Genomic DNA, 26,071 nt, shown 5'->3' on the forward strand with positions numbered 1-26,071 from the left:
GATTAATGCTGTCTCCGAAAAACCAATTTATCCGCTGTGGATACTTCAGGAACAAAGGCATAGCCCTCGCGATCAAACTGCGTCAGTTGCTCAGGCCTTTTCAGCCGGCCCTCAATGGCAAAGCGAGCCATCAAGCCGCGTGCTCGTTTGGCATGAAAACTCACCACTTTAAACACCCCCGCTTTACCATCTTGAAATACGCACTGCACGATACGAGCTTTTAACGCTTTCACATCCACTGATTTGAAATACTCTTCGGAGGCGAGGTTAATAATGACGGGATCTTTCGTCTTAGCCAGACGTTCGTTCAAGTAGGGTGCAATCGTTTTGGCCCAAAACTGATAAAGCGTCGTGCCTTTCGGGTTTGCAAGCCGCGTCCCCATTTCAAGTCGATAGGCCTGCATCAGATCCAGGGGCCGTAAGACGCCATACAAGCCACTCAAAATGGCTACGTGCTCTTGAGCCCACTTCAAATCTGCCGTCTTCAGAGTAGCGGCATTGAGCCCTTCGTAAACATCGCCATTAAAAGCAAGCAAGGCTTGGCGTGCATTGTCTTGATTAAATGTGGGCGTCCAAGTCGCGTAACGATCAACGTTCAACTTGGCCAAGGCAGGGCTTAGTGCCATCAATTCAGCGACTTCCGCCTCAGATTTCGCTTTCAGCACCCGGATGAGCGTCGCCGCTTCTTTGACGAACAGCGGTTGAGTGTGCTCAGTTGTCGGCACAACCGAGTCGTAATCAAGCTTTTTAGCTGGGGATAATAAAAAAAGCATCGCGATGACCGTGTATGAGAGTGAGGATTTTTGCTTAGTGTACCGGCACCCGCTTGTCATGTAGCGCCGGCAATCTTCAAACACAACAGATTCTGCTAGAATGTTGGGCTTCGACGCAATCGCTATCGACTGTGCCTCACTTGATCGCCTCGTGATGCGCAATCAAACCGGAGAGGTGGCAGAGTGGTCGAATGTACCTGACTCGAAATCAGGCGTGGGTGCAAATCCACCGTGGGTTCGAATCCCACCCTCTCCGCCAAAACTATTTCGAACTGATTACAAGTCGCTCGAACAATTTCCAACCCGTTAGGGGTCATCTCGGGTGCGCTCCTAGAATACCTTCCGGATCAAACAGGCTTCTTCATAGGCCTCAATGTCTTTAAGCCGGTACAAGACCTTCCCCACGATTTTTAAGTACTGCGGGCCCTCGCCGACGGTGCGCCAGCGCTGAAAGCGTGCGACTGAACACACCCAACGATCGGCGAGCATTATTTCGGTCAGGAGCTAGCGGGTAGCTTCGGCCGGGACCTCTGGAGCCAACCGTTTGGGCTCGGGCTTGGGTTTGCTGGCTGCGGTTTTGGCGATGCCGCTGGACAAGGCGTCCAGCACGTCACCCATGTTTTCAGCCCGTGGGTTCGAAGATGAGGTCTTGTTAGTAGCCATGGATTTGCTCCTTGATGCTTGTATGCAGTGTTCTCATACAGGTTCATACCGGTTGGCCAGGCATTTTTTCTCAGCGGGGTGGGTTGGTGCATCTCACGGGCAAGCATTTACTTGTGGCGATATTTCGGATTTCCAATCCATGGCTCATGTGCCGAGGACCCTACCTGGGTCATGGAATAAGTCTTTGTGACAGTCTCTACGGAGTCTGCTTTGGGCCAGCGGTTACTGGCCGACCCTTGCCGCAGGAGCGCAATGGGCTGAGATCTGCGTTGCGGTTTGCCGATCTGCCTGCTACATACCTGCCGTTCAAGAGGGCGACTCTGAGTATTTACGCATAGCGCACTGTGCAATGGCTGCGGCATGAACTTCAGCGCAATCGAAAACTCTGAAGCCGGGATCAAACTTACTGTTGAAGACCAAAGCCAAATCCGTCCCCGCCAACATGACGGATTCGCACCCCAACTCTTTGCTCAACACGTTGCCTGCCCGGACAAATACCTCGCGATGTTGTTCAGTGGCAACCCCCAAACTAGCCATTGAAACGTAAGCGTTGTGAACTTCAAGAAGCTCTGTAGTCGGAGGGATAACTTCCACACCTTCTAGAACACCGTAGAAGTGAGACTCCATGACGACGCGAGTCCCGAGCAAACCAACCCTCTTGTAGCCGAGCCGATGAATTTCCGCCCTGACCGTCTCCAGCAAATCAATAACAGGAACCGGAGATACTTTTTTGAACGCCTCTATGCAGAAGTGTCCGGCGATGGATGTAACTGCGATGCGTTCTATGCCGCAGCGCTTTAATCGCACGGCAAGTTGTAAGTAGATTTCGACCTGTGCCGCTTGATTGTTCTCCGTCTGGTGGCGCAAAAGCGTCGGAGTATCAGCATGAGCCATTGTCAGTTGGAGATCACACCCCGCCTTGGCCATCGCTGAAATCAGGTATCTGTAGTAGTAGTCGGTCGCGGCCGGGCCAATGCCAACGATCATGCCAATATGCATCTAGATACTCCAGTGTAATTAAATCAAACTGCGCGATCATTTTTGAATTATGCAGGAACCTGACCAACCTGACTGTAGAAACTACACACCAAACGGGTAACTTCAGTTGTTGGTAAGTATCCGTGTTGCAGATCAAAAGCAACAAACCTGACATTGCAGCACCTTCGACAGTGTGACTGCACATATAGATACTTTTATGTTACCATTAAGCATGGCCTTTCAAGTACTCGAACTACTGCTCGATGACGGACTCAGCCCGTACGCACAATGGTTCGACGGGCTGGCACCCGATATTGCCGCTAAGGTTGCTACTGCGAAGTACCGGATGCAGCAAGGAAATCTGTCCAGCGTTGAGTGGTTCCGTGGCATCGGTGAATACAAAATTAATTACGGTGCAGGCTGGCGGATTTATCTGGCAAAGGATGGTGTTGAGATTATTATGCTCTTGGGCGGCGGCTCCAAAAACGGACAGCAACGAGACATTGATCAAGCAGTTGAATTGTGGAAAGAATACAAGCGTGCAAAAGCAAATTTACTAAAAAAAACCAAATCAATAGTGGCGGCTAGCAAACGCAAAAGGTAATGAATATGGCACTCACCAGAGACTTTAAAGAAACGGTTTTGGCACGCGTTGAGCGGGATCCTGAGTTTGCCTGTGCCATGCTGAATGAGGCAATCATGCTTTTTCTGAACGGTGAACCCGAGACCGCGAAGCTTATCTTGCGCGATCTTGTCAACGCAACGATGGGTTTCGAGGGTTTGGCAATTTCCGTTGAAAAGCCGGCAAAAAGCATTCATCGGATGTTGTCCTCAGCAGGCAATCCGACCATGACAAACTTGGCTGCAATTTTTTCTGCTCTCAAATCAACGATGAAAGTAGATATCCAAGCTCGCTGCGTCAGCGTCGCTTGAGCGGTTAGTATCCCTCGTGCAGACCAAAAGCAAAAAACCTGAGATTTCAGCACCTCAGGAGGTTTGTGATGTTCTCTGTTCTGCCCCGCCTGTATGCCAGCAGGCGCTAAACCGCATCCCTCATCGACTTAACCTCAGAACTTAAAGGTGGCCCCAGCGGCAATCCCCAGATAGTTCAGGTTGGTCGTGATGCCTTGACTTTTTTGACTGTAGTACAGGTCTTTGACACCGATCTGCGCATCCCCCCAATCGAAGGCGCGACCAATGCCCACGAACGACTGACTGGTCACTTGTGTGTTGCCACCGCCGCCACCCACGTCAGCATAAAACGGGATGAAGTAGTCGGCATCAGCAATCCTGATCCGGCCTTTTAAGCCGATGATGGGATCGACTGAGGTGTTATTGATGCTTTGGCTGTAACCCAGCTGAAAACCATTCACCGAGAAATTCGTCGTGCTGTTCAGATTGAAAATCCTTGCACCAGCCAATGCATCGAGATAAACATCTTTATTGTTAAACAAGGTGTAAGTGCCCGCTAACGTATAGACACCTTGAGAGAGATTGGTTGAAGAACCCAAGTCAACGAAATTGTCTGGTGCGCGTGAACCATTATTGCCCAGACTAGCGTACATTAAATCCATCGAAAAACCGAAGTTACCCTTGTGTACTTCGGCATCCAGCATCGCGCCAAACTTAAGCGCCTGAAAGACGGACCTCGAGGTAATGTTCGTTGAAGCGATCTGATTGCCACCATAGCCCACGCTACCCGAGATGCCAGTGGCCCAGAGATATGGGGTCAGCGTCAAGCGCCACGAGTCTGACACTTGCGGGATGGCGACCGCTTGACTAGCGGTCTGCGCAGAAGTGACTGGGCTGATACAAGAAACCGCCAAAACGACAAAAGCCACGCAAAGTACCCGGTTGACGTTAATCATGATTCGGCAGTTGCTCCGTTGAATTCAGTTGACTGAAGTATAAAGATTTCAGGTTATCCTCGGTCAACTCATTTAACCATCGCGTGTTGTTTATCAACGTTTTCATAGCCTAGTTGGACGACGAATTTATCTTGAATACCCCAGCACTCACTTTGCCGCCGCTGCCCTCTGGTCGACACTATCGTTTTCACACCATGGCAAAGCCTTCAGGGGCCGCATGCAACATCGATTGCGACTATTGCTTCTATCTGCACAAGACAGACTTGCTTGAGCAGCCTAAACAACCTCGGATGGATCAGGCCACGCTTGAACAGTATGTCCGTCAATACATCGAAGGACAAACCGGTGAGGAAATTGTTTTCTCTTGGCAAGGTGGCGAACCAACCTTGATGGGGCTCGCGTTTTTTCAAGAAGTTGTATCACTACAAAATAAGCACGCGAAGCCCAATCAGAAAATTCAAAATGACCTTCAGACCAATGGCATCGCCTTGGATGATGTTTGGGTGACGTTTTTAAAAACCAACCATTTTCATGTTGGCCTATCCATCGATGGCCCACGTGAACTACACGATGCCTACCGCAAAACCGTTAACGGAAAGCCCACCTTCGATTTTGTGATGACGGCTGCTAAGCGCTTAGCGGACGCTCAGGTTCCCTTTGCGGCGTTGTGTGTGGTCAATCGCCGTAATGCGGCGCACCCCAAAGAGGTCTATCGCTTTCTTGCTGATGAAGTGGGCACTTGGCGCGTGCAGTTCAACCCTGCAGTCGAACCGCGCAGTTTTAAACACAAGGCGCCTGGCAAAATGGATTTTTCAGGGGCACCCCTGCAAGACAGCCCTCGCGCGAAACCTGGTCACCCGCTCTCTGTGGTGACCGATTGGTCGGTTGATCCCGATGACTATGGTAGCTTTCTATCGGGCGTGTGGGACGAATGGCTTGCCACCGACTTCGGCCGCATCCATGTCAATCTCTTCGAGACGGTTGTTGCGCAAGCAGCCGGGATGCCAGCACAAACCTGTACGCAAGCAGAAATCTGCGGCAAGGGTTTGGCCTTAGAGCACGATGGGGGCGTGTTTTCCTGCGATCACTTCGTCTACGCTGATTATCAGCTTGGCAACATCAAGCAGAGACATTTAGGTGACTTGGCATTTTCACCAAGGCAGATAAAGTTTGGCTTGGATAAGCGAGATACGCTACCGAAGCAATGCAGAGACTGTGATTACTTGAAGCTGTGCTGGGGCGAATGCCCGAAAAATCGATTGATCAAAACGCGAGATGCAGAACCGGGGCTTAACTACCTATGCTCTGGATTACTGCAGTTTTACAAACATATTGGCCCAGACGTCATCAAAATATTGAAACATCTGGGCCATTTATAGCAGGCTTAATTGTTTGCCGTTTGGGTGATTGACTCCATCACCCGATCCAAGTTGAACGAACCTGGCTTCATGCGCGGTGGAAACTCTTTGAAGCTTTGCAACCACTTAGCGACATACGTGATACCAGGCGCAATCGCATACATACGCTCAGCGTACCAGCGCTGATAACCCATCGCGTTTTCTGCTTCCGCCCGCTCAAACGGATCCATCCGCAGATTCGTCAGCAAGGGTGCACGCAATTGAACGAACGGTTGTTGCCACACGCGCAAGCCAACGGCCTGTTGCTCTAGAAAGGTCATCTTCCAGTTGCCATAGCGAAGCGCTGCAACACTGCCATCGTCCGTCCAGTAGATGAATTCCTTTCTCGGCCATTCGCCTTTGCCTTGAAGCGCTGGGCCAAGATCGTAACCGTCAAGATGAACCTTGTACGTCATCTCACCAATCTTACGCCCCTTCAATAGATCTTCCTTGGCTGTGGTGTCACCCGCCGCGGCGGCGAGTGTTGGCAGCATATCCTCATGCGACCCGATCTCGTTGACGACGGTGCCCGGTTTGACGACCCCTGGCCACTTGATCATCGCAGGCACGCGATAGCCACCTTCCCAATTCGTGTTTTTCTCGCCTCTGAACATCGTCGTACCGCCATCTGGCCAGGTGAAGGACTCCGCACCGTTATCCGTGGCATACATGACGATGGTGTTCTCATCGACACCTAACTCTTTAAGCTTGTCTAACAGTTGACCGACTTGCTTGTCGTGCTCAACCATACCGTCTGCATAGAGTCCCAGACCTGTCACCCCTTGAGAACTGTCTTTGAGGTGAGTAAAAATGTGCATCCGCGTTGAGTTAAACCAGACAAAAAATGGCTTTTTATCTTTCTTAGCACTATCGATGAAACTCAAGGTCTTGGTCATCACCTCGTCATCGATGGTTTCCATCCGCTTGCGGGTCAAGGGCCCCGTATCTTCTATCTTCCCACCAGCAAAACTGTGAATCACGCCTCTTGGGCCAAATTGCTTTTTGAAGGCAGGATCTTTTGGATAATCCACATTCTCTGGTTCTTCTTCAGCATTCAAGTGATACAGATTGCCAAAAAACTCATCAAATCCGTGGGCAGTCGGCAACATCTCATCACGATCGCCCAGATGATTTTTGCCGAACTGACCGGTTTTGTAGCCTCGGGCTTTGAGTAGTTCGGCCAGCGTAGGATCTTCTTTCTTGATGCCTTCAGGTGCACCAGGCAACCCAACCTTGGTCAGGCCGGTACGAATCGGCGATTGCCCGGTAATAAATGCCGCGCGACCTGCGGTACTGCTCTGCTGTGCGTACCAGTCGGTAAACAGAACACCCTCTTTCGCGATGCGATCAATATTCGGGGTTCGGTATCCCATCATGCCGTTGTTGTAGGCGCTGATATTGAATTGGCCGATATCGTCACCAAAAATCACAAGGATGTTTGGCGCGTCTGCCGCGAGCGCCTGCCCAGCAAATAACGTGCTGGCAATCGTCGCGGCGAGTAAAGTCTTTTTAAAAGGTCGTATCAAAGCAAATCTCCGAAAGCACAAACACGTTAATCAAAAAAATTTGCGGCACATTAACAGCGGTTAATCACGACCGTCTTTTGAACGCTGATCGTGCTCTCTGAATTTAGCGTACTCGACACTATCATGCCCACCGCTCATTTTTAGCATGAACGAAGGCCACTGTATTATTTTTTCAAACCCGCGTGTTTTGACAACGGCAGCAACCAATCGCTCGCCTCTCATGACGTCAGCCGTCGCACGTGATGGTATCGACGCGATGGTATAGACTAGCAAGCAACAAAAACACTCAGGAGACTGTGCATGATTCAAACCCGTCATATTTTCAAGATCGCTCTGACAGTGCCCAACATTGTTGACCTCGGACAAACCCCAGTTGGTGGCAGACGAATCGCCACCGTCACGGGTGGTACGTTTGAGGGCGATCGCATCCGCGGGACGGTGACAGCAGCCCCTGGCGGAGACTGGCTGCTCATGCGCCCCGACGGCGTGTTGACATTAGACGTACGCTTAATGCTTGAAACAGATGATCAGCAACTGATTTACATGAGCTACCGTGGTCTGCGGCACGGACCGAAACAGGTCATGGATCGCCTGGGCAGAGGTGAACCTGTGAATGCTAACGAATACTATTTCCGTTCAACCCCTGTTTTTGAAACAGCCTCTGCCAAATACGATTGGCTAAATCGCATCATTTGTGTCGCGACCGGAAACAGAACATCGACTGGGCCAGTGTACGAGGTTTTTGAGGTACTGTGAAAATTCAGAGGGCAGTCTTGGTTAGCTAGCAAAACGCCAAAAGACCGAAACAACTTTTGGCAACGTCTAAGACAAGCAAAAACCTTGCATTAATAATGCTTGGGGTAACACCCAAGCTCGGTAGAGCCCAAAAAGCCCTGACCCGATAAATAGAGAGGCCGCTAAGTATCGTACCCAAAGATAGCGCCCCACCTGCGCAACATAGGCAGAAAATTTAGTGATCAACAGCAAGTTGGGCAAAGTGCCCAAACCAAAGGCCAGCATCAGCAATGCGCCATCCACGACATTACCCGACAAGAATGCCAGTGGTAAAACACCGTAGACGAGTCCACACGGAACCAAGCCCCAGAGCATGCCGCTAAACCAGCGAGCGGGCGAGCTACCGAGACGACCAAAGCACGTTGCCCATAGGCCCGCCAGACGGGTACTGAACCACTTTCCCACAGACAAATATTGGCCGCTTCGTAGCAACACCAAACGAACACCCAAATAGATCAACAACAACGAGGTAAGCGCAAACAAGGGTCGTTGAATATTGACTATATCTTGTTGCCAAACAGACATGCCCGCCCAGGCCGCAATACTGCCGAGCATCATGTAAGTCACGATACGACCAAGATGCATGGTCAGCTCAAGAGACTGCCGTTCTCGTTTAGTCTGAAAGCGGATCGTCGTCAAAGACCCTTCGATTGCCGCTGAAATGCCGCCGCACATTAATGCGCAATGCCAGCCGCTGGAGAGCGCCCCCAAAAATACGCCCAACAACAGACTAGTCGTTAACATCTGCCTTCATCGGAAAAACATAGATGGTTAACATGCTTGAGACGGCACAAAAAAGCCAGATGAACAAAAAGCCCAACGTATAGACGCCTTCATCATCAATATGCGGTGGATGCCCGAAAAACAGCACATCCTCGGGGTGTACAAAGCTGAACAATAATCCCACCGCTGGGATCGAAACCAGAAACGAAGGCCACAACGCCCAAACAAGCTGACGTGTTTTCATTTCTTGACCTCATCAACTTTTAGGCCTCGGCTCATCACGCCCTCATGAAGTTGCAGATCAGGCCAGGAGTAAACCGCCAACCAGATCGTGATTGCACAGGCAACGACTGCCGCAGCGGGACCGCTGATTAAAAGCCAGGGCCAAAGTTGCTTCCACCAAGGTTTGTTGATTTCTTGTTTCGTCATCTTCATTCTCTGAATATATTTTTCTCAACGAGGAATAATAAAAGTCGATTTCTCACGCCGCGTTCGGATCACTGTTTTATGATCGGACTGCTCTAGTGCCTCCACGTCGAAAACAAAAGGGTAGTTGCCTGGTTGCAACTCACCGATGAGGGTTCTGACTTTGACGGGCAATAGTTGATTTGAAGAGGCATCAACGTGCACTTGATCTATTTCATTTCCTCGTGAATCAAAAATCTTGGCATTGTTTAGGCCTTCGACTTTGATTGATATCGTCATTGGATCTTCTGACGAATTCATGATTTGAATTCGGTAGATGTTCTCTAAACTCACGCCTTCCACTTCGCGGGCAAGCGCGCCACGATCCCTCATGACATCAACTCTCAAAGGATTGCGTGACCAAAGCGAAAATGCAAACAACGAAATCAACAAGGCAACAATGACCCCATAAACGATGATACGTGGCCTGAGGATACGTCGCCACGTGGGCAGAGTGCCTTGATGATTCTCCATCGCATTTTCGGACGTATAGCGGATGAGACCCTGCGGGTAATTCACCTTGTCCATCACTTTGTTGCAAGCATCGATGCAAGCGCCACAGCCAATACACATGTATTGCAAGCCATCCCGAATATCGATGCCAGTTGGGCAAACCTGCACGCAAATGCTGCAATTGACGCAGTCGCCAAGCCCTTTGGCAGTGTGGTCTTCTGCCTTATTGCGACTGCCTCGCGGTTCGCCCCGAACTTTGTCGTAGGTAACAACAAAGGTGTCTCGGTCAACCATCACACTTTGAAAGCGCGCGTAAGGGCACATGTATTTGCAGACTTGTTCGCGCATAAAGCCTGCATTGCCCCAGGTCGCAAATCCATAAAATACCAACCAAAAGGTTTGCCAGGGGCCCAAAGTGAAATCAAGCACATGGTCTTTAAGGTTCGTGATTGAAGTGAAATATCCGATAAACGTAAACCCTGTCACAAACGCAATGAGCAACCCAATGCTGTGCTTGGTGAGCTTGAGACGCAATTTTCGAAAACTCCAGGGCCACTTTTCGCCATCCAGACGAATCCTTGCAAAACGATCTCCCTCCACCCTTCGTTCAACCCACATAAAAATCTCGGTGTACACCGTCTGCGGACACGCGTACCCGCAGAAAAGCCTGCCCGCAATGGCGGTAAACAGAAAGAGAGACAAGGCTGAGATGATGAGTAACAGCGTCAAGTAAATAATATCTTGAGGCCACAGGACCAAGCCAAAGATATAAAACTTGCGATGAACCAGATCAAAAAGAACCGCCTGACGTCCATTCCAGTTGAGCCAAGGCAAGCCGTAAAACAACAGTTGTGTAAAAAACACCAACCCCCAGCGCCAGCGAGCGAATACGCCGGACACGGATCGAGGTTGAATCTTGTTACGAATTTCGTAAAGCGATTCTTCGATGATTTCAATCGAGACGGGCTTGCCGGTCGGGGACGAGACTGACATCACTGCTTGACTGCGGGTTGCGGCTCACTGTTCGACAAGCCCCACACATAAGCCGCCAGAAGATGTATTTTTTCAGGGCTCAATACATTCTCTTGCGCAGGCATCATGCCTTGCCTACCATTTTTTAACGTTTCAATGATGGTCGCCTGCGAGCCACCATACAACCAGATCTTATCGGTCAGATTAGGGGCACCGAGCAACTGATTTCCTTTGCCGTCAGCACCGTGGCAGGCGATGCAATTATCGCTAAAGACAGCTTTCCCTTTGGCGATTCTTACGCTATCGCCAGACAGCCCTGACAGGCTTCGCACATAATTTGCAACATCAAGGATGGTCTCGTCCCCGAGATGAGCATACGAAGGCATGACACCGCCCCGGCCTTGAGTGATCGTCTGTTTGATCGTTTCAGGTGCGCCACCATAGAGCCAGTCATGATCGGTTAAATTTGGAAAACCTTTGGCACCACCTGCGTCAGAACCATGACACTGTGAACAGTTATTCAAAAACAGACGTTGCCCCATGATTTTCGCTTGAGGGTCGGCGGCCACTTGTTCAACCGTCATGGCAACGTACTTATCGTATAGCGGCTTGAGTTCTTTATTCGCAACAATCAATGACTGTTTTAGATCGCCTTGAGTCGAATACGCAAAAGCGCCTGGATTCGAGCCGAGGCCGGGGAAAACATACAAGTAGCCTACGCCAAAGAGGCAAGACAAAACAAACATCCACATCCACCAACGTGGCAAAGGATTATTTAATTCACGTAAATCTTCATCCCAAACGTGCCCCGTGTCCTTCGACACTGAGCCGTCTTTATCCCGCATGACCGCGATCTTTCGTTGACTGAATAACAGCCAGAGGCAGCAAGCGATGCCAACCAGGGTGACAATCGTGATGTAGGAACTCCAACCAGCGCTGACAAAATCACTCATGATTGATCCTTGATAAATTCATCAGGTAGCTCGAAAGGCAGGCGTGCCGATTCTTCATTGGCGGCTTTTTGTTTGGCTGACCACGCCCACCAGACGATACCCAAAAAAAATACAATGCCTAAAATCGTTGAGAGTGCTGAAAGATAAGGTGCGAGGGTTTGTATCATGGCTGATCAGCCTATTTGTTAGCATTGATTTCGTCGATTTTGAGGTATCGACGGTTAACACCTAATCCCTGCAAATACGCGATTAACGCATCGGCTTCTGTTTTGTTCTCTAAGGTTTTCGGTGCGCTGGCGATATCGTCATCGGTGTAAGGAACACCCAAACGCCTGAGTGCTTGCATATGCGCTTGAATCGTCTCTTTGTCAGCCTTGTTTGCTTCGAGCCATGGATAAGACGGCATATTGGATTCAGGCACCACCGACCGCGGGTTATTTAAATGAACTTGATGCCAAGCATCAGAGTACCGCCCGCCCACACGTGCGAGATCAGGGCCCGTCCTTTTGCTACCCCATAAAAATGGATGGTCATACACCGACTCACCCGCAATCGAGTACGGGCCGTAACGTTCGACTTCGGACCTTAGCGTGCGGATCTGTTGAGAGTGGCAACCAACACAACCTTCGCGCTGATAAACGTCACGACCGGCAAGTCTCAGCGCCGAGTAGGGCTGGATGCCTGCACTTGGTTCTGTCGTCGAGTGTTGAAAAAACAGTGGCACAATTTGTACCAAACCCGCGATAGCCACAACAAAGATCGTCGCCGCGATCAGCCAACCCACGTTGCGCTCAAGGGTGGCATGTGAGAAAAATGCATGCTTTTGCTCTGACATGTTCTGCTCCGGATTAGGCTGCGACAGGCGCTGGGGCTGCGCTGGGCAACTGAGGAATAGGCGCATCAATAAACTTTTTAAGCGCAACGGTCTTGAACACGTTGAAGGCCATGAGTAGCATCCCACTCAAGAAGCATAAGCCCCCCAGCAAACGAATGACATAGAAAGGGAAGTTGGCTTTGACACTTTCAACAAACGAATAGGTCAACGTACCATCCGCCTCAAACGCTCTCCACATCAGCCCCTGCATGACCCCTGCAATCCACATTGCAGCGATATAGATCACCACGCCAATGGTTGCGATCCAAAAGTGGATCTCGATCAAACGTTTGCTGTACATCTCTTTTTGACCGACCAAGCGAGGGATCAAATAGTACAAAGAGCCAATCGAAATCATGGCCACCCAACCCAAAGCACCCGAGTGAACGTGACCAATCACCCAGTCGGTATAGTGAGACAGGCTATTGACGGTCTTGATCGACATCATTGACCCTTCGAAAGTCGACATCCCGTAGAAGGACAACGCAACCACCATAAATTTGAGAATCGGATCATGACGTAACTTTTGCCAGGCACCGGATAGCGTCATGATCCCGTTGATCATGCCACCCCACGAGGGAGCTAACAAAATGATCGAGAAGACAGTACCGAGCGACTGCGTCCAATCTGGCAATGAGGTCAGTTGCAGGTGGTGAGGGCCCGCCCACATGTACGTGAAGTTCAGCGCCCAAAAGTGCACGATCGACAAGCGATAAGAGTAAATCGGACGCTCAGCTTGTTTAGGAATAAAGTAATACATCATGCCCAGAAAGCTGGTCGTCAAAAAGAAGCCAACCGCATTATGGCCATACCACCACTGAATCATGGCATCTTGGGCGCCTGAGTAGGCCGAGTACGATTTAAACCATCCTGCGGGCATCTCTATGTTGTTCACAATATGCAGAATGGCGATAGTCAGAATATAGGCACCAAAAAACCAGTTAGAAACGTAAATATGTTTCGTTTTACGCTTCATCAACGTACCAAAAAATACGATTGCATAAGCGACCCAGACGACCGTGATCAGAAGATCGATTGGCCACTCAAGTTCGGCATACTCTTTTGATGTTGAAAGCCCCATGGGCAACGTGATGGCGGCAGAAACAATAACGGCTTGCCAACCCCAGAACGTAAACGCGGCCAACTTGTCACAGAACAATCGAACCTGGCACGTTCTTTGCACCACGTAATAAGAGGTCGCGAATAAGGCAGACCCACCAAACGCAAAAATAACCGCATTGGTATGCAAGGGACGCAAACGGCCGTAACTGAGCCAGGGAATATCAAAGGTAATTTCTGGCCATACCAGTTGAGCCGCCAAAATAACGCCCACTAGCATCCCGACGATGCCCCAAAGAACCGTAACGATGGCAAACTGGCTAACAATTTTGTAGTTGAAAAACGCCTGTTTATCGCCCGTAGACATCAGCATATTGTCCCCTTTAGGTTGACCTATAGGGGCAAGACTACTGCACTTTTTATTTTTTACAGGGCATAGCAAACTAAATCAGTAGGCTATTCACTCAGCTTCTTTGAGACGTCGTCGCCCAATGATGTGGGCGCATCATCATCTAGCAGAATTGCTTCGCCCGGCCCTTGCAGATCATCAAACTGATCGCTTTTGATTGCCCAAGATAACACCCAAGCAATCAAACCGATGAAGGCGATCGATAAAGGGATGAGGATGTATAGGCTTTCCATTGACTTAGTCTACGCCTTTCTCAGACGCCATGCGTTTAACGTCACCAGCAAAGAAGAGAGTGACATACCAATGCCCGCAATCCACGGATTAATCAAGCCAAGCATTGCGATCGGAATCATCACGCCGTTGTACGCGCAAGCCCAAATGATATTTATTTTGATAATTAATCGCGTTTTGTGTGACAGGTCAATGATTTTTGATAAAGGTGCTAAGGAAGCACTCGTCAAGATGGCGTCAGCGCCGGCGCTAGCTAATGGGACACCCGTCCCAACGGCGATCGACACGTTCGCTCGGGCGAGCAACGGGGCATCATTGACCCCATCGCCAATCGCCAACACAACGCCCTCTGCCTGCTGCAGCCGCCGAACATAGTCATACTTGTCTTCAGGCCTACAGGCCCCTCGATAGATATCGATACCGACGTGTTCAGCCCAGCCGGCAACAGTCGTCGGATGATCGCCTGAAATCAAATGGACGTTGACCTGATGAGATCGAGTTGCACCGAGCAATTCTGCAAGCCCGGGGCGCACTTGATCAAGAAAAATAAAGCTCGCCATTCGACCACTTGCATCACACAAGTGGACTTGGCCGTACTGCCTATCGATATCGAGTTGCGTGAGGCCGAGCCAATCAGAGGCACCCATCCGATAGTTTCCAGACGCAAGTCCTCTTCCGATGTCATTGGTAACGGGCTCTGAAAAGCTTATCGCTTCGATCTGGCGGGTCTTCGCCGCGCGTAAGACTGCCAACGCCAAAGGATGTTGTTGCTCAGCTTCTAAGGCGGCGGCAATGCTCAGCACATCCTCTTCTGTGAGCCCGGGTCGTAGATTTTTTATTGCCATCAATTCGGGGACACCGAGTGTGATGGTTCCCGTCTTATCAATGACCAAGTCTGTTACCGTTGAGATACCTTCCATGACGTGATTGCGCACGATCAGCAAGCCCAATTTTGTCGCCGTGCCCTGCGAGGCCGCAAGCGCGGTTGGGATCGATAGCGACAAGGCACAGGGGCAACTCGCCACCAAGACTGCCATCAACACGGTCCACGATCGGCTGGGATCAAAGACCAGCCAAGCGGCAGCAGACAAAAAAGCACTCAACATTAAAAGCACCACAAATGAGCCGACCCAGTTCTCGGCTTTTCTGTGCAAAGCAGGCTTTGCTGCTAACGCTTGATCGAGCAGGGACGCGATACTCGCAATGCGTGTCGATTGCCCGAGCGCAACAATCTTAAGGACTAAGGGGTTAACGATGTTATGCGTGCCCGCATAAACCATATCGCCCGACTGTTTAAGGACCGACTCAGACTCACCCGTCAATAGGGCTTCATTGACTGAGCTTGTGGAATCAATCACAACAGCATCCATCGGAATAATCTCTCCGGATCGAACTCGAATGAGCTCACCAACCCGGCAATTGACCACTGGGACGACCTGCATCTCTAGAGAATCAGGATAGGCAACATATCGTTCACACGTTGCAGGCAATTGCTTGGCCAGTGCCTCAGCACCACTTTGCGCATCTTGTCTGGCCAGCAGTTCAACGTAGCGCGCGAGCAATACGAAGGCGACAAACATCGTAATCGAATCAAAGTAGCTTGGCCCGGTTCGCAACATGGTATTGATCGTCCCGACGACAAATGCGAGCCCAAGTGCCAACGCGATCGGAACATCCATATTCAATTGACGAGTGGCGACGAACAAGCCAACACTTCGCCAGGCTGATCGAAAAATGGGCGCCGCCGAATAGAGCATGACGGGCACAGTCAGCAGCCAACTGGTCCACGCCAAGAGCAAATTGAAATCAGCGGCCAAACTCGTCGTGCCAACGTAAGACGGCCAGGCATACATCATCACTTGCATCATGCCAAGCAATGCGACACCTAGTCGGGTGAGCAATTGTCGACGTTCTTTTCTGGCTCGCTCGACGGATAAAGACGGTTCAAAGGGCCAAGCCTCATAACCAATTCGCTCTATCTCAAACAGCAACCGAGACAGACGGATAACGCTTGGAGTGAAGATGATGCTGGCTTTTTGAGTGACGTAGTTGATTTGAATATCTTTAACGCCCGGTTGCTTGCGAAGATGTTGTTCACACAACCACACACACGCGGCACATCGTATTTTTTCTAGCTTTAACGTGGTCTCGAGATCATCGCCATGAGCTGCAGGTCGAGTAAACCTGCTTAGCAGCGACGGGTCGTCGTACGCCAAAAGTAGAGCAGACAACTGATCGTCAACCATGGAAGAAGAAGGCTTGACGTTCGCCTCGCGCCTTCTCGAGTAAAAGATATCCAATCCTTCCCGATGGATTGTCGTTGCGATAGCAAGGCAGCCCGAGCAACAAAAATGCCGCAAGTGCCCCGCCAAATTCTCTTCAAGCGAGTCCTTGGGATTGACTGGACTGGAACAGTGATAGCAGAGGTCGTGAGGTGTGCTGTTTGCCATGGGTTGATTAGACCCGACTTTGGGGCATAAATAAAACCTGTCCAACAGCAATCGGAGAATTTGATAACATCAATGGGCAGCCAACTGCCCTATGATAAAAATCTATGACAAGAATAGAGACAATATGTCTGAATTGATTAATTCATTAACTCAGCGAGCCTACCGCATCCGTCGTTTTTCTTTGCAAATGGGCGAAGTGCAAGGACAGGGCTACATCGGCCAAGCGCTTGGATGGTCAGATGTGTTGGCCGTGGCGTATGGTCATGCGCTGAAATATCGAGCAGACGACCCGCACTGGGAAGATCGTGACCGCTTTCTGCTGTCGCACGGCCACTATGCCATTGCCCTCTACGCCGCACTCATCGAAGCCGGCATCATCGAAGTCGATGAGCTCGAGACCTACGGCGGTGACGATAGTCGACTGCCGATGTCAGGGATGGCCACTTACACCCCCGCCATGGAAATGTCTGGTGGCTCATTGGGTCAAGGGCTGACGATCGCCGTTGGGATGGCACTTGGCCTAAGACTTAAAAGAAATCACGCCTTCGTTTACAACTCTATGTCTGATGGCGAACTTGACGAAGGGGCGACGTGGGAGGCTGTCATGGGTGCGGCTCATCACCGGCTATCCAATCTGATCTGTTTAGTCGATATCAACAATCAGCAAGCAGATGGGCAATCGAGCAAGGTGATGGGATTTGAGCCGTTGGCAGATAAGTGGGCGTCATTTGGCTGGCATGTCCAGCGCGTCGACGGCAACGATCTGCCGGCCGTACTGCACGCGTTCGATACGGCGCGCGGCGCACAAGAAGAAAAGCCACGCGTCATCTTGTTTGACACCCTGATGGGCAAGGGGGTGCCGTTTCTTGAGCAACGCGAAAAGAATCACTTTATTCGTGTGGATCCGCCAGAGTGGCAGCGTGCGATTGAGATTCTGGATCAATCCCAAAAAACAGGATTCGCCGCATGAACCCATCAGATAAAAAGACCAAAGCTCGCCTGACAACCTCAGCGATGATAGCCTCCATCGCCTCGGAAGGTCAGCGAGTACGGTCGGCACCTTTCGGCCACGCGCTGGTCGACCTGGCAGAACATCGAAGCGACATCGTTGGCATCACCGCTGATCTGGCGAAATACACCGACCTTCATTTGTTTGCACAAGCCTATCCCGAACGATTTTTTCAAATGGGCATGGCTGAACAATTACTGATGGGTGCGGCCGGGGGACTAGCGAAAGAGGGCTTCGTGCCCTTTGCGACAACCTACGCCGTGTTCGGGACTCGACGTGCATATGATTTCATTCATCAAGTGATCGCAGAGGAAAACCTCAACGTCAAAATTTGTTGCGCCCTGCCCGGCTTAACGACAGGTTACGGGCCGAGCCATCAAGCGACTGACGATATCGCCATGATGCGGGCTATCCCAGGCATGACGATCGTTGACCCTTGCGACGCGCTGGATATTGAGCAAGCAGTCCCCCAGATCGCAACACATCAAGGCCCTGTCTACATGAGACTGCTGCGAGGTAGCGTGCCTCTGGTGCTGGACGAGTACGATTACCAATTTGAACTCGGCAAAGCAAAAATGCTTTGTGAAGGGAACGACGTCTTGATGATCTCAAGTGGTTTCATGACCATGCGGGCGCTCGAGGTCGCTCAGTTGCTCAAGCACGACAACATCGGCGTTGCAGTCTTGCACTGCCCGACGATCAAGCCACTGGATGAGGCCACGATTATCAACGCAGTGCGTGCGCGCCCCAGAATGGTGGCGGTATGCGAAAACCATTCGGTTGTGGGCGGGTTCGGTGAATCTATTGCGAGCGCGTTGTTGCGTCGAGCTATCCAGCCTGCTGGCTTTCAAATGGTCGGTTTGCCAGATGCGTTTCTTGACGCAGGTGCCCTGCCAACGCTGCATGATCGCTACGGCATCAGCAGTGAAATGCTGGCACTAAAAATCAAAAACTCACTTACTTAAAACAAAAAAGGCACGGGAGACTTAACGATGCTGCTCAATGACAAAGTTGCAATTATTACTGGGGGTGCCGGTCCAAATGGATTAGGTTTTGCCAGTGCTCGCATGATGGCCGAACACGGTGCACGCGTCGTGATTCTGGATTTGGCTCGTGCAGACCCAGCAGCTGCCGCTGCAAAGCTTGGCCCAGAACATCTGGGCCTCGTCGCAGATGTTACCGATAAGGTGTCTTGCCAACGAGCTGCGCAGGCGGTGATGACTCAATTCGGTCGAATCGATATTCTGGTCAATAACGCCGGGATTACTCAACCTCGAAAAACATTAGATATCTCTGCTGACGATTATGACGCGGTGCTGGACGTCAGTTTGCGCGGAACCTTGCATATGTCGCAAGCGGTCTTGCCAGCCATGCAAGCCGCCCGATCGGGATCAATTATCTGCATCTCCTCAGTCTCTGCCCAGCGAGGTGGTGGCATTGTCGGCGGCCCGCACTACTCGGCGGCCAAGGGCGGCGTCTTGGGCTTGGCTCGCGCCATGGCCCGTGAGTTTGGCATTGATGGCATCCGCGTCAATTGCGTCACCCCAGGGTTGATCGAAACCGATATCATGAAGGGCCTTATCCCAGATGACAAGATGAAACACATTCTGGATCAGATCCCGCTCAACCGTATCGGTGAACCAAGCGACATCGCCGGGTGTGTCACATTTCTCGCCAGTCCGTTATCGAAGTACTGCACGGGGATGACCCTGGATGTAAACGGCGGCATGCTTATCCATTAATGGCCGAACGTGCGCAACACCCAGGCACACGTTGTCGCCAAACCCATCAGGCTACAACCCAAAGTGACAAAGCTGATGAGATAGGTCAAGGTAATGTTTTGAAAAACTCGACCTGTGGGTTGCCAGAAATAAGCCAATCCCACACTTTTTTTCTTAAAGAAATCGGTTTGTTTTTTTGAAACGATAAAAGACAGACGAACAGGCACGGCTTGATCTCGAACGTAGGGGGTCACTATTTTTTTCGGATCCTTTTGTTTGAGCCAGTGCACTCGACAGATAAACTTGAAGGTCCCTGTCCAGTTCCCTTTGGGCTTTGCAGGATCGACTTCTGGATGAATGATAATGTCAGTGACTTGGGCTCGTGCCTTGATGGGTAATCCGCCAATCGCATATTTCAAACTGACATCAAAGCCGCACAACACTTGATCGTAAAAGGTCGGCAAGATTTCTTTGCGTGCTTTGTTTTTTTTCAAGGCCAGCGTGACTTCTTCGCTCAGATATTCTCTGAGTAAATCAACGGCAATGTCATGGATATCGGCGGCCTCACCTTTGTTGGCACGGCGAAACTTCCTCAAGGTGCGGATCAACGCGAAAGTGAGCACCAACCACAGCCCTAGCGCCCAGGGGCTCATCATGAGCACCGTGAGCCACTTGAGGTCAGTGGCAACTAAGCCACTCACGCTAAGCAATTGAAATAAAAAATAAAGGCTGATGGTTAGCGCAAGCAGATACAGCCAGCGCCGCAATTGAGTCGCCACCTTGGTTGACTGCGCAGTTTTATCCATGATGGCCATCTTATTTTTCGCGAATCTGCGTATGAATCACAGCGAACCTTCTCAATTCAAGCGTTTCAGACAGTAATCAAAATCTTAAACATAGGCAATTGATTAGCCATCTATCTTCACTAATTACTTGAAGTTAAAGCGTAAATTGTAAATATTTTTTTAGGTAAATGTTAAAAAAATTTACAATTTTGAGAGGTCAAAGATTAAACTCTCAGCCTTGGATAAACTTGTTGTCATCTACTCAGGATAAACCAATGTTTGGTTCCAAAAACAATAAGCTCGGTCAATCCATTGAGCAATTCGATACGATCCTCGGCGAGTCGTTGCGTGTTGAGGGTGATCTGATTGTCAATCAGGCGATTCGAATCAATGGCTTCGTCAATGGCAACATTTTTCAAGCCGACGGTGCAACAGCAACTGTGGCCATCGCCAGCGGCGCTTCGGTTATTGGCGACATTCGCGCGGGACAAGTCATCGTCTCAGGTAGAGTCAAAGGCAATATTTTTTCGACCGATAGAGTCGAGGTATTGGAAACCGCTGACATTGAAGGTGACATTGTTTATAAGACCATTGGTATTGCCTTGGGCGCAAAGGTCACGGGCCAGATTGGTTCGATCGAAAAAGGTGAGCCAAAGCTGGTTGTCGAAAAAATCATCAAGTTGGCCAGTCAGCCGCTGAGTGCTTAACGGCTATGCAAATATTCTGGGTGTCTAGTCCCGTTGGGGAAATCAAAAGAATCAACCTCACCTTACAGACCTTGATTGGGTGGCTCGGGGTCGCCATGCTGTGTTTTGTGAGTGTAGGGGTGGTGATCGAGTTTGTGCGCCACCGCATCACGCCCGAGGGCGATTTAGATCTTGAAGCGGCGTCGACCACGAGCAACCGAAAATCTGAAATTGAAAACCTGAAAGACGAAATTGCTGCGCTCAAAAGGATATACCAGACGCGTTTGGCAAATGCCAATAAGCAGGCCGAGGCGACTCAGCATCAAATGAAAGAACAGCTTGCGCTCATTCAAAAGCAAGCCACCCTCAGTTTTCAAAAGGTCAAAGAACTTGAGCTCGCCAACCAAAAGTTGGTGGCAATGGCCAGCCCCCCGATTTTCCAAAAAGACAAGCAAAAAGCCGTTGGTTTGGGTGGCCCTTTCTTGCCAGAGAACAAGCCAACCATTCAGACAAATCTGCCTGACGTATTGACGCAGACATTGGAAGATTTCACTGAAAAGAACCAGCTCATCGACGCATCCACCGCCAAGTGGCATCAACAGATCGATTGGTTGGCACACAAGCCGATTGGGATTCCAGTTGACAACAATGTCTCGATTTCGAGCCCCTTTGGGACGCGGATAGATCCGATTACCAACGCCTGGAGCCGGCACCTTGGACTGGACTTTCAAACCTCGATGGGTACACCGATTCTTGCCTCTGGGGCTGGTGTTGTTGAAAAAGCTGGCTGGGATCCAGAATACGGCAATGAAGTCATCATCAATCACGGCGAGGGCATTTTCACGAGATATGCCCACTCAAGCCAGCTGCTCGTCAAAGCAGGTGACGTCGTCGAGAGATTGCAGATAATCGCGAAAGCGGGTCGCACGGGCCGAGCGACTGGACCACACTTGCACTTTGAAGTGATTAAAGACAATCAGGCCATCGACCCCAGCAAAGTGCTCGTTGGTATGGGGCGCTAAGCACCGCTTGGTTGAACAGAGCCACCCTCTAACCCCATAAATGTTGTTAAATTGAGGGTCGCTCTGGTCAGCTGTCTTGGCCATGCTGGCAGCAGTAACCTATCGCCCGCGTCCAACCCTTCCAACCAGTCAAAGAAATCGCATGTTGAATCATATTGTTCCTGCCGATCGCACACCGATGCTGCTCGCGCTCACCGCGCTGGTCGCTGGCGCTATTTATCTGGCGCAAGCGGTTAGCCCAACGCAGGGCGCCTTGTGGATCGTCGGCGGATTAATGGGGGTTTCGCTTTATTTTGCCTCTTTCGGATTCACTCACGCATGGCGTGTTTTTGTGGCAGACAGGCGAGCTGCGGGCTTAAGGGCGCAGATGATCATGTTGGCGCTAGGGGTGCTGCTGTTTTTCCCGGTGCTGAGTCAGGGGACCTTATTTGGGCACGCAGTGATCGGCAATGTGTCGCCACCGGGTATGTCAGTGGTGATCGGCGCATTCCTGTTTGGCATTGGCATGCAACTCGGAGGCGGTTGTGCCTCGGGCACCTTGTTCGCCGTGGGCGGTGGCAACACGCGCATGATCGTCACGTTAGTCTTTTTTATTATTGGCTCTGTGGTCGGCGCTTATACGTTCACTTGGTGGTCTACGCTACCCGCGTTCAAACCCTTCTCGTTTGTCAAAGCCTGGGGGCTTGGGCCCGCATTAGCGGTTAATTTGGTCGTCTTCGCGGTGATTTACTGGTTTATCTCGCTTGCCGAGAAGATGCGCCATGGCAAGTTGCAACCGATCGGGCATATTGAAGGCGGCCATGCATCTTTGCTTCGTGGGCCGTGGCCTGTGGTTTGGGGGGCGGTCGCTTTAGTCATCTTGAATTTTGCGACGCTGGCTCTGGCTGGTAAGCCATGGGGCATCACATCCGCGTTTGCCCTTTGGGGCGCGAAAGTGCTGTACCTGTTTAACGTCGATGTGACGCAATGGGCGTATTTTGCCAAGACGCCACAAGTCATCACCAATGCGTTGACGCATGACGTAACTTCAATGATGGATTTTGGCATCATGCTGGGCGCAGTCGTTGCAGCCTGTGCTGCGGGCAAGTTTGCACCTGTCTGGCACCTACCGCTCAAATCATTGTTAAGTGCCGTGGTGGGTGGTCTGCTGATGGGTTTTGGCGCTCGTCTCGCCTACGGTTGTAATATTGGTGCATATTTCAGCGCCATTATTTCTGGCAGCGTGCACGGGTGGTTGTGGCTGGTCGCCGCTTTCATTGGTAGCGGCATCGGGGTGAGGATTCGCCCCTGGTTCGATTTGGCTGTTGAGAAAACACCCAAACTAGGCGCTTGCTAAATCGATGAGACATCTGTCCGGCAGTACCGATCCGCGGGTAGCGGATTCCGTCGCGTCCGCTGACAAGCAACGTGCAGATTGGCGGGTAATTAAAGACCTGCTGCCCTATTTATTGAAATATCGGGTAAGGGTTGTTTTAGCGTTGTCCTGTATGTTGGCGGCCAAGTTCGCCAACCTTGGGATCCCGCTCTTACTTAAACATGTCATTGACGCTCTCGACCCCAAAGTAACTCAGCAAAGTACTGCCTTGCTGGTGGTGCCAATCAGTTTGATCGTGGGTTACGGTGCCTTGCGCTTCTCTGCCTCGATGTTCAATGAGTTGCGCGAATTTCTATTTGCACGCGTGACGCAACATGCCGTGCGTCAAGTGGCCCTTGAGGTCTTTGAACACCTGCATGCCTTGTCGCTTCGCTTTCACCTTAGTCGTCAAACCGGGGGCGTCAGCCGCGACATTGAGCGTGGCTCGAGGGCGATACAGTCTTTGGTGTCGTACTCTCTCTATAGCATCTTGCCCACGATCATCGAATTCAGTTTAGTTCTGGGCTATTTTGCTTATTCTTACGACATTTGGTTTGCCGGCATTACGATTGTCGCCTTGATCGTGTACATCACTTACACCATTGTCGTGACTGAATGGCGGACGCATTTACGTCGCACCATGAATGATATGGATTCCCGTGCTAACCAGAAAGCGATCGACTCCCTGCTCAACTACGAAACGGTCAAATACTTTGGCAATGAAGCCTATGAAGCAAGCCGGTACGATCAAAACCTGATCACTTACCAATCCGCTGCTATTAAGTCTCAACAATCATTGACCCTGCTAAATCTGGGTCAACAGGCCATCATATCGACGGGTCTGGTACTGATTTTGCTTCGCGCGACCATCGGGGTCACCAATGGCACCATGACCTTAGGTGATTTGGTGCTGGTCAACACACTGATGTTGCAACTCTATATTCCCTTGAATTTTTTAGGCGTGATTTACCGCGAAATCAAGCAATCCATCACGGACATGGATCGCATGTTCAAGTTACTCGAAACCGATCGCGAAGTGGCAGATGACCCCACCGCAAAGGCGCTCAAACTGTCTGATAGCAACTTAGGGCCAGAAGTGAGGTTCGATCATGTGTTCTTCCATTACGATCCAAACCGCGAAATCTTGAAGGACATCAGCTTTGTTATCCCACCCGGCACGATCACTGCGGTGGTCGGTCAGAGTGGTTCAGGTAAAAGCACGCTCGCGAGATTACTGTTTCGTTTTTACGATGTGCAAAAGGGATCCATTTCACTTGACCAGCAAGATGTGAAAAACATCAAGCAACAGAGCCTCAGACAGGCGATTGGTATTGTCCCTCAGGATACCGTCTTATTTAACGACACGATTGCCTATAACATTGGCTACGGCAAACCAACGGCGACACGTGCGCAGGTTCAAGCCGCAGCAGAGGCCGCGCAAATGGGATCGTTTATCGAACATCTTCCAAACGGATACGATACCCCTGTCGGCGAACGGGGCCTCAAACTGTCGGGGGGCGAGAAACAACGCGTTGCGATTGCACGCACATTGCTCAAGAACCCAGCCATGCTGATTTTTGATGAGGCCACTTCTGCGTTGGATTCAAAAACCGAGAGAGCGCTTCAGGCTGAACTTTTCGGGCTAGCCAAGAGCCGCACGACCTTGATTATTGCGCATCGTCTATCGACCATTGTGCATGCCGACCAAATTCTTGTCATGGAGCACGGTCGAATTATCGAACGGGGCACCCACGAGGCGTTGCTCGCCTTGGATGGGGCCTATGCGCAAATGTGGTCCATTCAAGAGCAGCAAGTCGATCACGACACCGGTTCAGCAACCCTTCATTGAAACGTCACTGAACCGTGCTTGACCTGAGCTCGTGCGCCTTACTTCAACTCAAAGCCGAGATTCTTTAAAGCGGTCGCGAGACGATCACGACCGGTCATGGCCTCGGGGCCACTAACGCGTTTCAATGAGTGTTCATCCCACTCGCCCTGAGGCTTCATTGCGTTGGTTTTATAAAACGCATCCATAACGACGTTATACGAAGCCGTTGCAGTCGCGAAGGCGGTGGCATCATATTTCTCGCGGTGCAAAATTGCCTGCTGGGCTAACCGGGGACGAACCGCTGCAGGTCTTGCTGCGTCTGGATAACCGAGACACATCCCGAATGTGGCAAATATTTTGGGTGGCAAACCGAGTTCTTGAGCGACATTCTCGGGTTGGTTGCGAATCCCGCCAATGTAGACCACGCCCAGTCCCAGAGACTCCGCCGCGACAGCCGCATTTTGGGCCGCTAAGGCGGCATCAATCGTTGCCATCAACAGCATTTCAATGTAATTCAGGCTCTCAGTTGGCACTGCCCGCTTCTGTCCGAGTGACTCCATCCGGGCTAAATCTGCCAGCCAAACGAGAAACACTGGGCAATTTCTCACCCAAGCTTGATTACCGGCATATTGCGACAAACGGTCTTTACTGGCTGGATCAGTCACCGCGACAACGCTCCAAGTTTGCAGATTGGATGAGGTCGACGCAGATTGCGCCGCAGCAATCATGAGTTCAAGGGCGTTGTCTGGCAAGGGTTGATCCGTGTAGGCACGGACCGAGCGATGGGTGAGCATCGTCGCAATCGTTTCATTGACAGCGTCTACCGTGATTGGTCTGTCGCCGTAGCGTGCATATAGCAGTTTGGTGAAATCAGCGTGCGTGGCTTGAGTCATGTTGAAGCGGTCCGAGGTATCGACAAAGCCAATCATAAGGCACGGCGATGGTTTTGGGGATCACCCTGCGGCCACGTCGCTTTGCGCACGCCGCGCGATCTGGTTAAATAGACCGATAAAGATCGTACCGAGTCGCTCAAAACCTGACAGCTACCGTGTCAAGTGACCGAGCCCCTACCTCACC

Annotated in this window: 29 protein-coding genes and 1 tRNA gene; 12 read left to right on the forward strand and 18 right to left on the reverse strand. The window is 50.9% G+C overall.

All coding sequences use genetic code 11. The features are described 5' to 3' along the window. Window positions 1-2: 2 nt before the first annotated feature. Window positions 3-773, reverse strand: a complete 771-nt coding sequence (yaaA, locus tag AC1W8Y_RS06350) for a peroxide stress protein YaaA (RefSeq protein WP_482013627.1) — start codon at window positions 771-773, stop codon at window positions 3-5. A 169-nt stretch (window positions 774-942) separates the two neighbouring features. Between yaaA and AC1W8Y_RS06355 the strand changes: the two genes are divergently transcribed. Continuing rightward, window positions 943-1,032, forward strand: a tRNA-Ser gene (locus AC1W8Y_RS06355). A gap of 245 nt (window positions 1,033-1,277) precedes the next feature. Here AC1W8Y_RS06355 and AC1W8Y_RS06360 read toward each other — a convergent pair. Both AC1W8Y_RS06360 and AC1W8Y_RS06365 read right to left on the reverse strand, forming a co-directional pair. Next, the gene (locus tag AC1W8Y_RS06360; RefSeq protein WP_482013628.1) at window positions 1,278-1,436 is read right to left on the reverse strand and encodes a hypothetical protein; all 159 of its coding nucleotides are present in this window, start codon (window positions 1,434-1,436) and stop codon (window positions 1,278-1,280) included. A gap of 306 nt (window positions 1,437-1,742) precedes the next feature. Beyond that, window positions 1,743-2,435 (reverse strand): aspartate/glutamate racemase family protein, encoded by a 693-nt coding sequence (locus AC1W8Y_RS06365; RefSeq protein WP_482013629.1) that lies wholly within the window; start codon window positions 2,433-2,435, stop codon window positions 1,743-1,745. Between the two features lie 196 nt (window positions 2,436-2,631). On the opposite strand from AC1W8Y_RS06365, the gene AC1W8Y_RS06370 reads away from it, so the two are divergent. Together AC1W8Y_RS06370 and AC1W8Y_RS06375 are read left to right on the forward strand one after the other, a co-directional pair. After that, window positions 2,632-3,018, forward strand: a complete 387-nt coding sequence (locus tag AC1W8Y_RS06370; RefSeq protein ID WP_482013630.1) for a type II toxin-antitoxin system RelE/ParE family toxin — start codon at window positions 2,632-2,634, stop codon at window positions 3,016-3,018. A gap of 5 nt (window positions 3,019-3,023) precedes the next feature. After that, a complete protein-coding gene (locus AC1W8Y_RS06375) occupies window positions 3,024-3,347 on the forward strand; it encodes a helix-turn-helix domain-containing transcriptional regulator (RefSeq protein WP_482013631.1) in 324 nt (107 codons plus the stop codon). A gap of 134 nt (window positions 3,348-3,481) precedes the next feature. On the opposite strand, the gene AC1W8Y_RS06380 is transcribed toward AC1W8Y_RS06375, so the two are convergent. After that, window positions 3,482-4,282, reverse strand: a complete 801-nt coding sequence (locus AC1W8Y_RS06380; protein ID WP_482013632.1) for a hypothetical protein — start codon at window positions 4,280-4,282, stop codon at window positions 3,482-3,484. A gap of 131 nt (window positions 4,283-4,413) precedes the next feature. On the opposite strand from AC1W8Y_RS06380, the gene AC1W8Y_RS06385 reads away from it, so the two are divergent. Next, window positions 4,414-5,661, forward strand: coding sequence for an anaerobic sulfatase maturase (locus AC1W8Y_RS06385; RefSeq protein ID WP_482013633.1), 1,248 nt, complete (start codon window positions 4,414-4,416; stop codon window positions 5,659-5,661). A gap of 5 nt (window positions 5,662-5,666) precedes the next feature. On the opposite strand, the gene AC1W8Y_RS06390 is transcribed toward AC1W8Y_RS06385, so the two are convergent. Then, window positions 5,667-7,205 (reverse strand): arylsulfatase, encoded by a 1,539-nt coding sequence (locus tag AC1W8Y_RS06390; RefSeq protein ID WP_482013634.1) that lies wholly within the window; start codon window positions 7,203-7,205, stop codon window positions 5,667-5,669. A 60-nt stretch (window positions 7,206-7,265) separates the two neighbouring features. Then, window positions 7,266-7,478 (reverse strand): hypothetical protein, encoded by a 213-nt coding sequence (locus AC1W8Y_RS06395; protein ID WP_482013635.1) that lies wholly within the window; start codon window positions 7,476-7,478, stop codon window positions 7,266-7,268. Window positions 7,479-7,505: 27 nt separating this feature from the next. Between AC1W8Y_RS06395 and AC1W8Y_RS06400 the strand changes: the two genes are divergently transcribed. Beyond that, window positions 7,506-7,961, forward strand: a complete 456-nt coding sequence (locus AC1W8Y_RS06400; RefSeq protein ID WP_482013636.1) for a DUF3237 domain-containing protein — start codon at window positions 7,506-7,508, stop codon at window positions 7,959-7,961. Between the two features lie 66 nt (window positions 7,962-8,027). Here AC1W8Y_RS06400 and AC1W8Y_RS06405 read toward each other — a convergent pair whose 3' ends face one another. From AC1W8Y_RS06405 to AC1W8Y_RS06450, 10 genes are all read right to left on the reverse strand, one after another. Beyond that, the gene (locus AC1W8Y_RS06405) at window positions 8,028-8,744 is read right to left on the reverse strand and encodes a sulfite exporter TauE/SafE family protein (RefSeq protein ID WP_482013637.1); all 717 of its coding nucleotides are present in this window, start codon (window positions 8,742-8,744) and stop codon (window positions 8,028-8,030) included. Then, on the reverse strand, window positions 8,731-8,967 hold the full coding sequence (locus tag AC1W8Y_RS06410) for a hypothetical protein (protein WP_482013638.1): 237 nt from the start codon (window positions 8,965-8,967) through the stop codon (window positions 8,731-8,733). Before AC1W8Y_RS06410 ends, AC1W8Y_RS06405 begins: the two co-directional genes overlap by 14 nt. Next, the gene (locus AC1W8Y_RS06415) at window positions 8,964-9,152 is read right to left on the reverse strand and encodes a FixH family protein (RefSeq protein ID WP_482013639.1); all 189 of its coding nucleotides are present in this window, start codon (window positions 9,150-9,152) and stop codon (window positions 8,964-8,966) included. The genes AC1W8Y_RS06410 and AC1W8Y_RS06415 overlap by 4 nt, the downstream gene beginning before the upstream one ends. A gap of 24 nt (window positions 9,153-9,176) precedes the next feature. After that, the gene (gene ccoG / locus AC1W8Y_RS06420; RefSeq protein WP_482013640.1) at window positions 9,177-10,634 is read right to left on the reverse strand and encodes a cytochrome c oxidase accessory protein CcoG; all 1,458 of its coding nucleotides are present in this window, start codon (window positions 10,632-10,634) and stop codon (window positions 9,177-9,179) included. After that, window positions 10,634-11,566, reverse strand: a complete 933-nt coding sequence (gene ccoP / locus AC1W8Y_RS06425; RefSeq protein WP_482013641.1) for a cytochrome-c oxidase, cbb3-type subunit III — start codon at window positions 11,564-11,566, stop codon at window positions 10,634-10,636. Before ccoP ends, ccoG begins: the two co-directional genes overlap by 1 nt. Next, on the reverse strand, window positions 11,563-11,733 hold the full coding sequence (locus tag AC1W8Y_RS06430; RefSeq protein WP_482013642.1) for a cbb3-type cytochrome oxidase subunit 3: 171 nt from the start codon (window positions 11,731-11,733) through the stop codon (window positions 11,563-11,565). Before AC1W8Y_RS06430 ends, ccoP begins: the two co-directional genes overlap by 4 nt. 11 nt (window positions 11,734-11,744) lie before the next feature. After that, entirely contained in the window at window positions 11,745-12,401 is a 657-nt protein-coding gene (ccoO, locus tag AC1W8Y_RS06435) for a cytochrome-c oxidase, cbb3-type subunit II (protein ID WP_482013643.1), read from the reverse strand. A gap of 13 nt (window positions 12,402-12,414) precedes the next feature. After that, window positions 12,415-13,872: a cytochrome-c oxidase, cbb3-type subunit I gene (gene ccoN, locus AC1W8Y_RS06440; protein ID WP_482013644.1), complete on the reverse strand. Its 1,458-nt coding sequence runs from the start codon at window positions 13,870-13,872 to the stop codon at window positions 12,415-12,417. A gap of 83 nt (window positions 13,873-13,955) precedes the next feature. After that, window positions 13,956-14,141 carry a cbb3-type cytochrome oxidase assembly protein CcoS gene (gene ccoS / locus AC1W8Y_RS06445; protein WP_482013645.1) on the reverse strand — a complete coding sequence of 62 codons (186 nt, stop codon included), beginning with the start codon at window positions 14,139-14,141 and terminating at the stop codon, window positions 13,956-13,958. A gap of 9 nt (window positions 14,142-14,150) precedes the next feature. After that, window positions 14,151-16,589 carry a heavy metal translocating P-type ATPase gene (locus AC1W8Y_RS06450; RefSeq protein ID WP_482013646.1) on the reverse strand — a complete coding sequence of 813 codons (2,439 nt, stop codon included), beginning with the start codon at window positions 16,587-16,589 and terminating at the stop codon, window positions 14,151-14,153. Window positions 16,590-16,713: 124 nt separating this feature from the next. Between AC1W8Y_RS06450 and AC1W8Y_RS06455 the strand changes: the two genes are divergently transcribed. Genes AC1W8Y_RS06455 through AC1W8Y_RS06465 form a run of 3 tightly spaced genes read left to right on the forward strand, consistent with a single transcriptional unit; the run spans window position 16,714 to window position 19,340 of the window. After that, on the forward strand, window positions 16,714-17,559 hold the full coding sequence (locus AC1W8Y_RS06455; protein WP_482013647.1) for a transketolase: 846 nt from the start codon (window positions 16,714-16,716) through the stop codon (window positions 17,557-17,559). Beyond that, window positions 17,556-18,563 (forward strand): transketolase family protein, encoded by a 1,008-nt coding sequence (locus tag AC1W8Y_RS06460; RefSeq protein ID WP_482013648.1) that lies wholly within the window; start codon window positions 17,556-17,558, stop codon window positions 18,561-18,563. Before AC1W8Y_RS06455 ends, AC1W8Y_RS06460 begins: the two co-directional genes overlap by 4 nt. A 27-nt stretch (window positions 18,564-18,590) precedes the next feature. Then, window positions 18,591-19,340 carry an SDR family NAD(P)-dependent oxidoreductase gene (locus tag AC1W8Y_RS06465; protein WP_482013649.1) on the forward strand — a complete coding sequence of 250 codons (750 nt, stop codon included), beginning with the start codon at window positions 18,591-18,593 and terminating at the stop codon, window positions 19,338-19,340. On the opposite strand, the gene AC1W8Y_RS06470 is transcribed toward AC1W8Y_RS06465, so the two are convergent. Next, entirely contained in the window at window positions 19,337-20,125 is a 789-nt protein-coding gene (locus AC1W8Y_RS06470; protein WP_482013650.1) for a hypothetical protein, read from the reverse strand. The two genes, AC1W8Y_RS06465 and AC1W8Y_RS06470, sit on opposite strands and share 4 nt — an antisense overlap. A gap of 254 nt (window positions 20,126-20,379) precedes the next feature. On the opposite strand from AC1W8Y_RS06470, the gene AC1W8Y_RS06475 reads away from it, so the two are divergent. The 4 genes from AC1W8Y_RS06475 (at window position 20,380) to AC1W8Y_RS06490 (ending at window position 25,015) form a co-directional block, all read left to right on the forward strand. Next, on the forward strand, window positions 20,380-20,811 hold the full coding sequence (locus tag AC1W8Y_RS06475) for a bactofilin family protein (protein ID WP_482013651.1): 432 nt from the start codon (window positions 20,380-20,382) through the stop codon (window positions 20,809-20,811). Between the two features lie 5 nt (window positions 20,812-20,816). Beyond that, window positions 20,817-21,812, forward strand: coding sequence for a peptidoglycan DD-metalloendopeptidase family protein (locus tag AC1W8Y_RS06480; protein ID WP_482013652.1), 996 nt, complete (start codon window positions 20,817-20,819; stop codon window positions 21,810-21,812). A gap of 142 nt (window positions 21,813-21,954) precedes the next feature. Continuing rightward, the gene (locus AC1W8Y_RS06485; protein ID WP_482013653.1) at window positions 21,955-23,148 is read left to right on the forward strand and encodes a YeeE/YedE family protein; all 1,194 of its coding nucleotides are present in this window, start codon (window positions 21,955-21,957) and stop codon (window positions 23,146-23,148) included. A gap of 4 nt (window positions 23,149-23,152) precedes the next feature. Beyond that, window positions 23,153-25,015: an ABCB family ABC transporter ATP-binding protein/permease gene (locus AC1W8Y_RS06490; RefSeq protein ID WP_482013654.1), complete on the forward strand. Its 1,863-nt coding sequence runs from the start codon at window positions 23,153-23,155 to the stop codon at window positions 25,013-25,015. Between the two features lie 38 nt (window positions 25,016-25,053). On the opposite strand, the gene AC1W8Y_RS06495 is transcribed toward AC1W8Y_RS06490, so the two are convergent. Then, a complete protein-coding gene (locus AC1W8Y_RS06495) occupies window positions 25,054-25,887 on the reverse strand; it encodes a nitroreductase family protein (RefSeq protein ID WP_482013655.1) in 834 nt (277 codons plus the stop codon). Between the last annotated feature and the right edge of the window lie 184 nt (window positions 25,888-26,071).

The organism is Jezberella sp. (genome assembly GCF_964834465.1).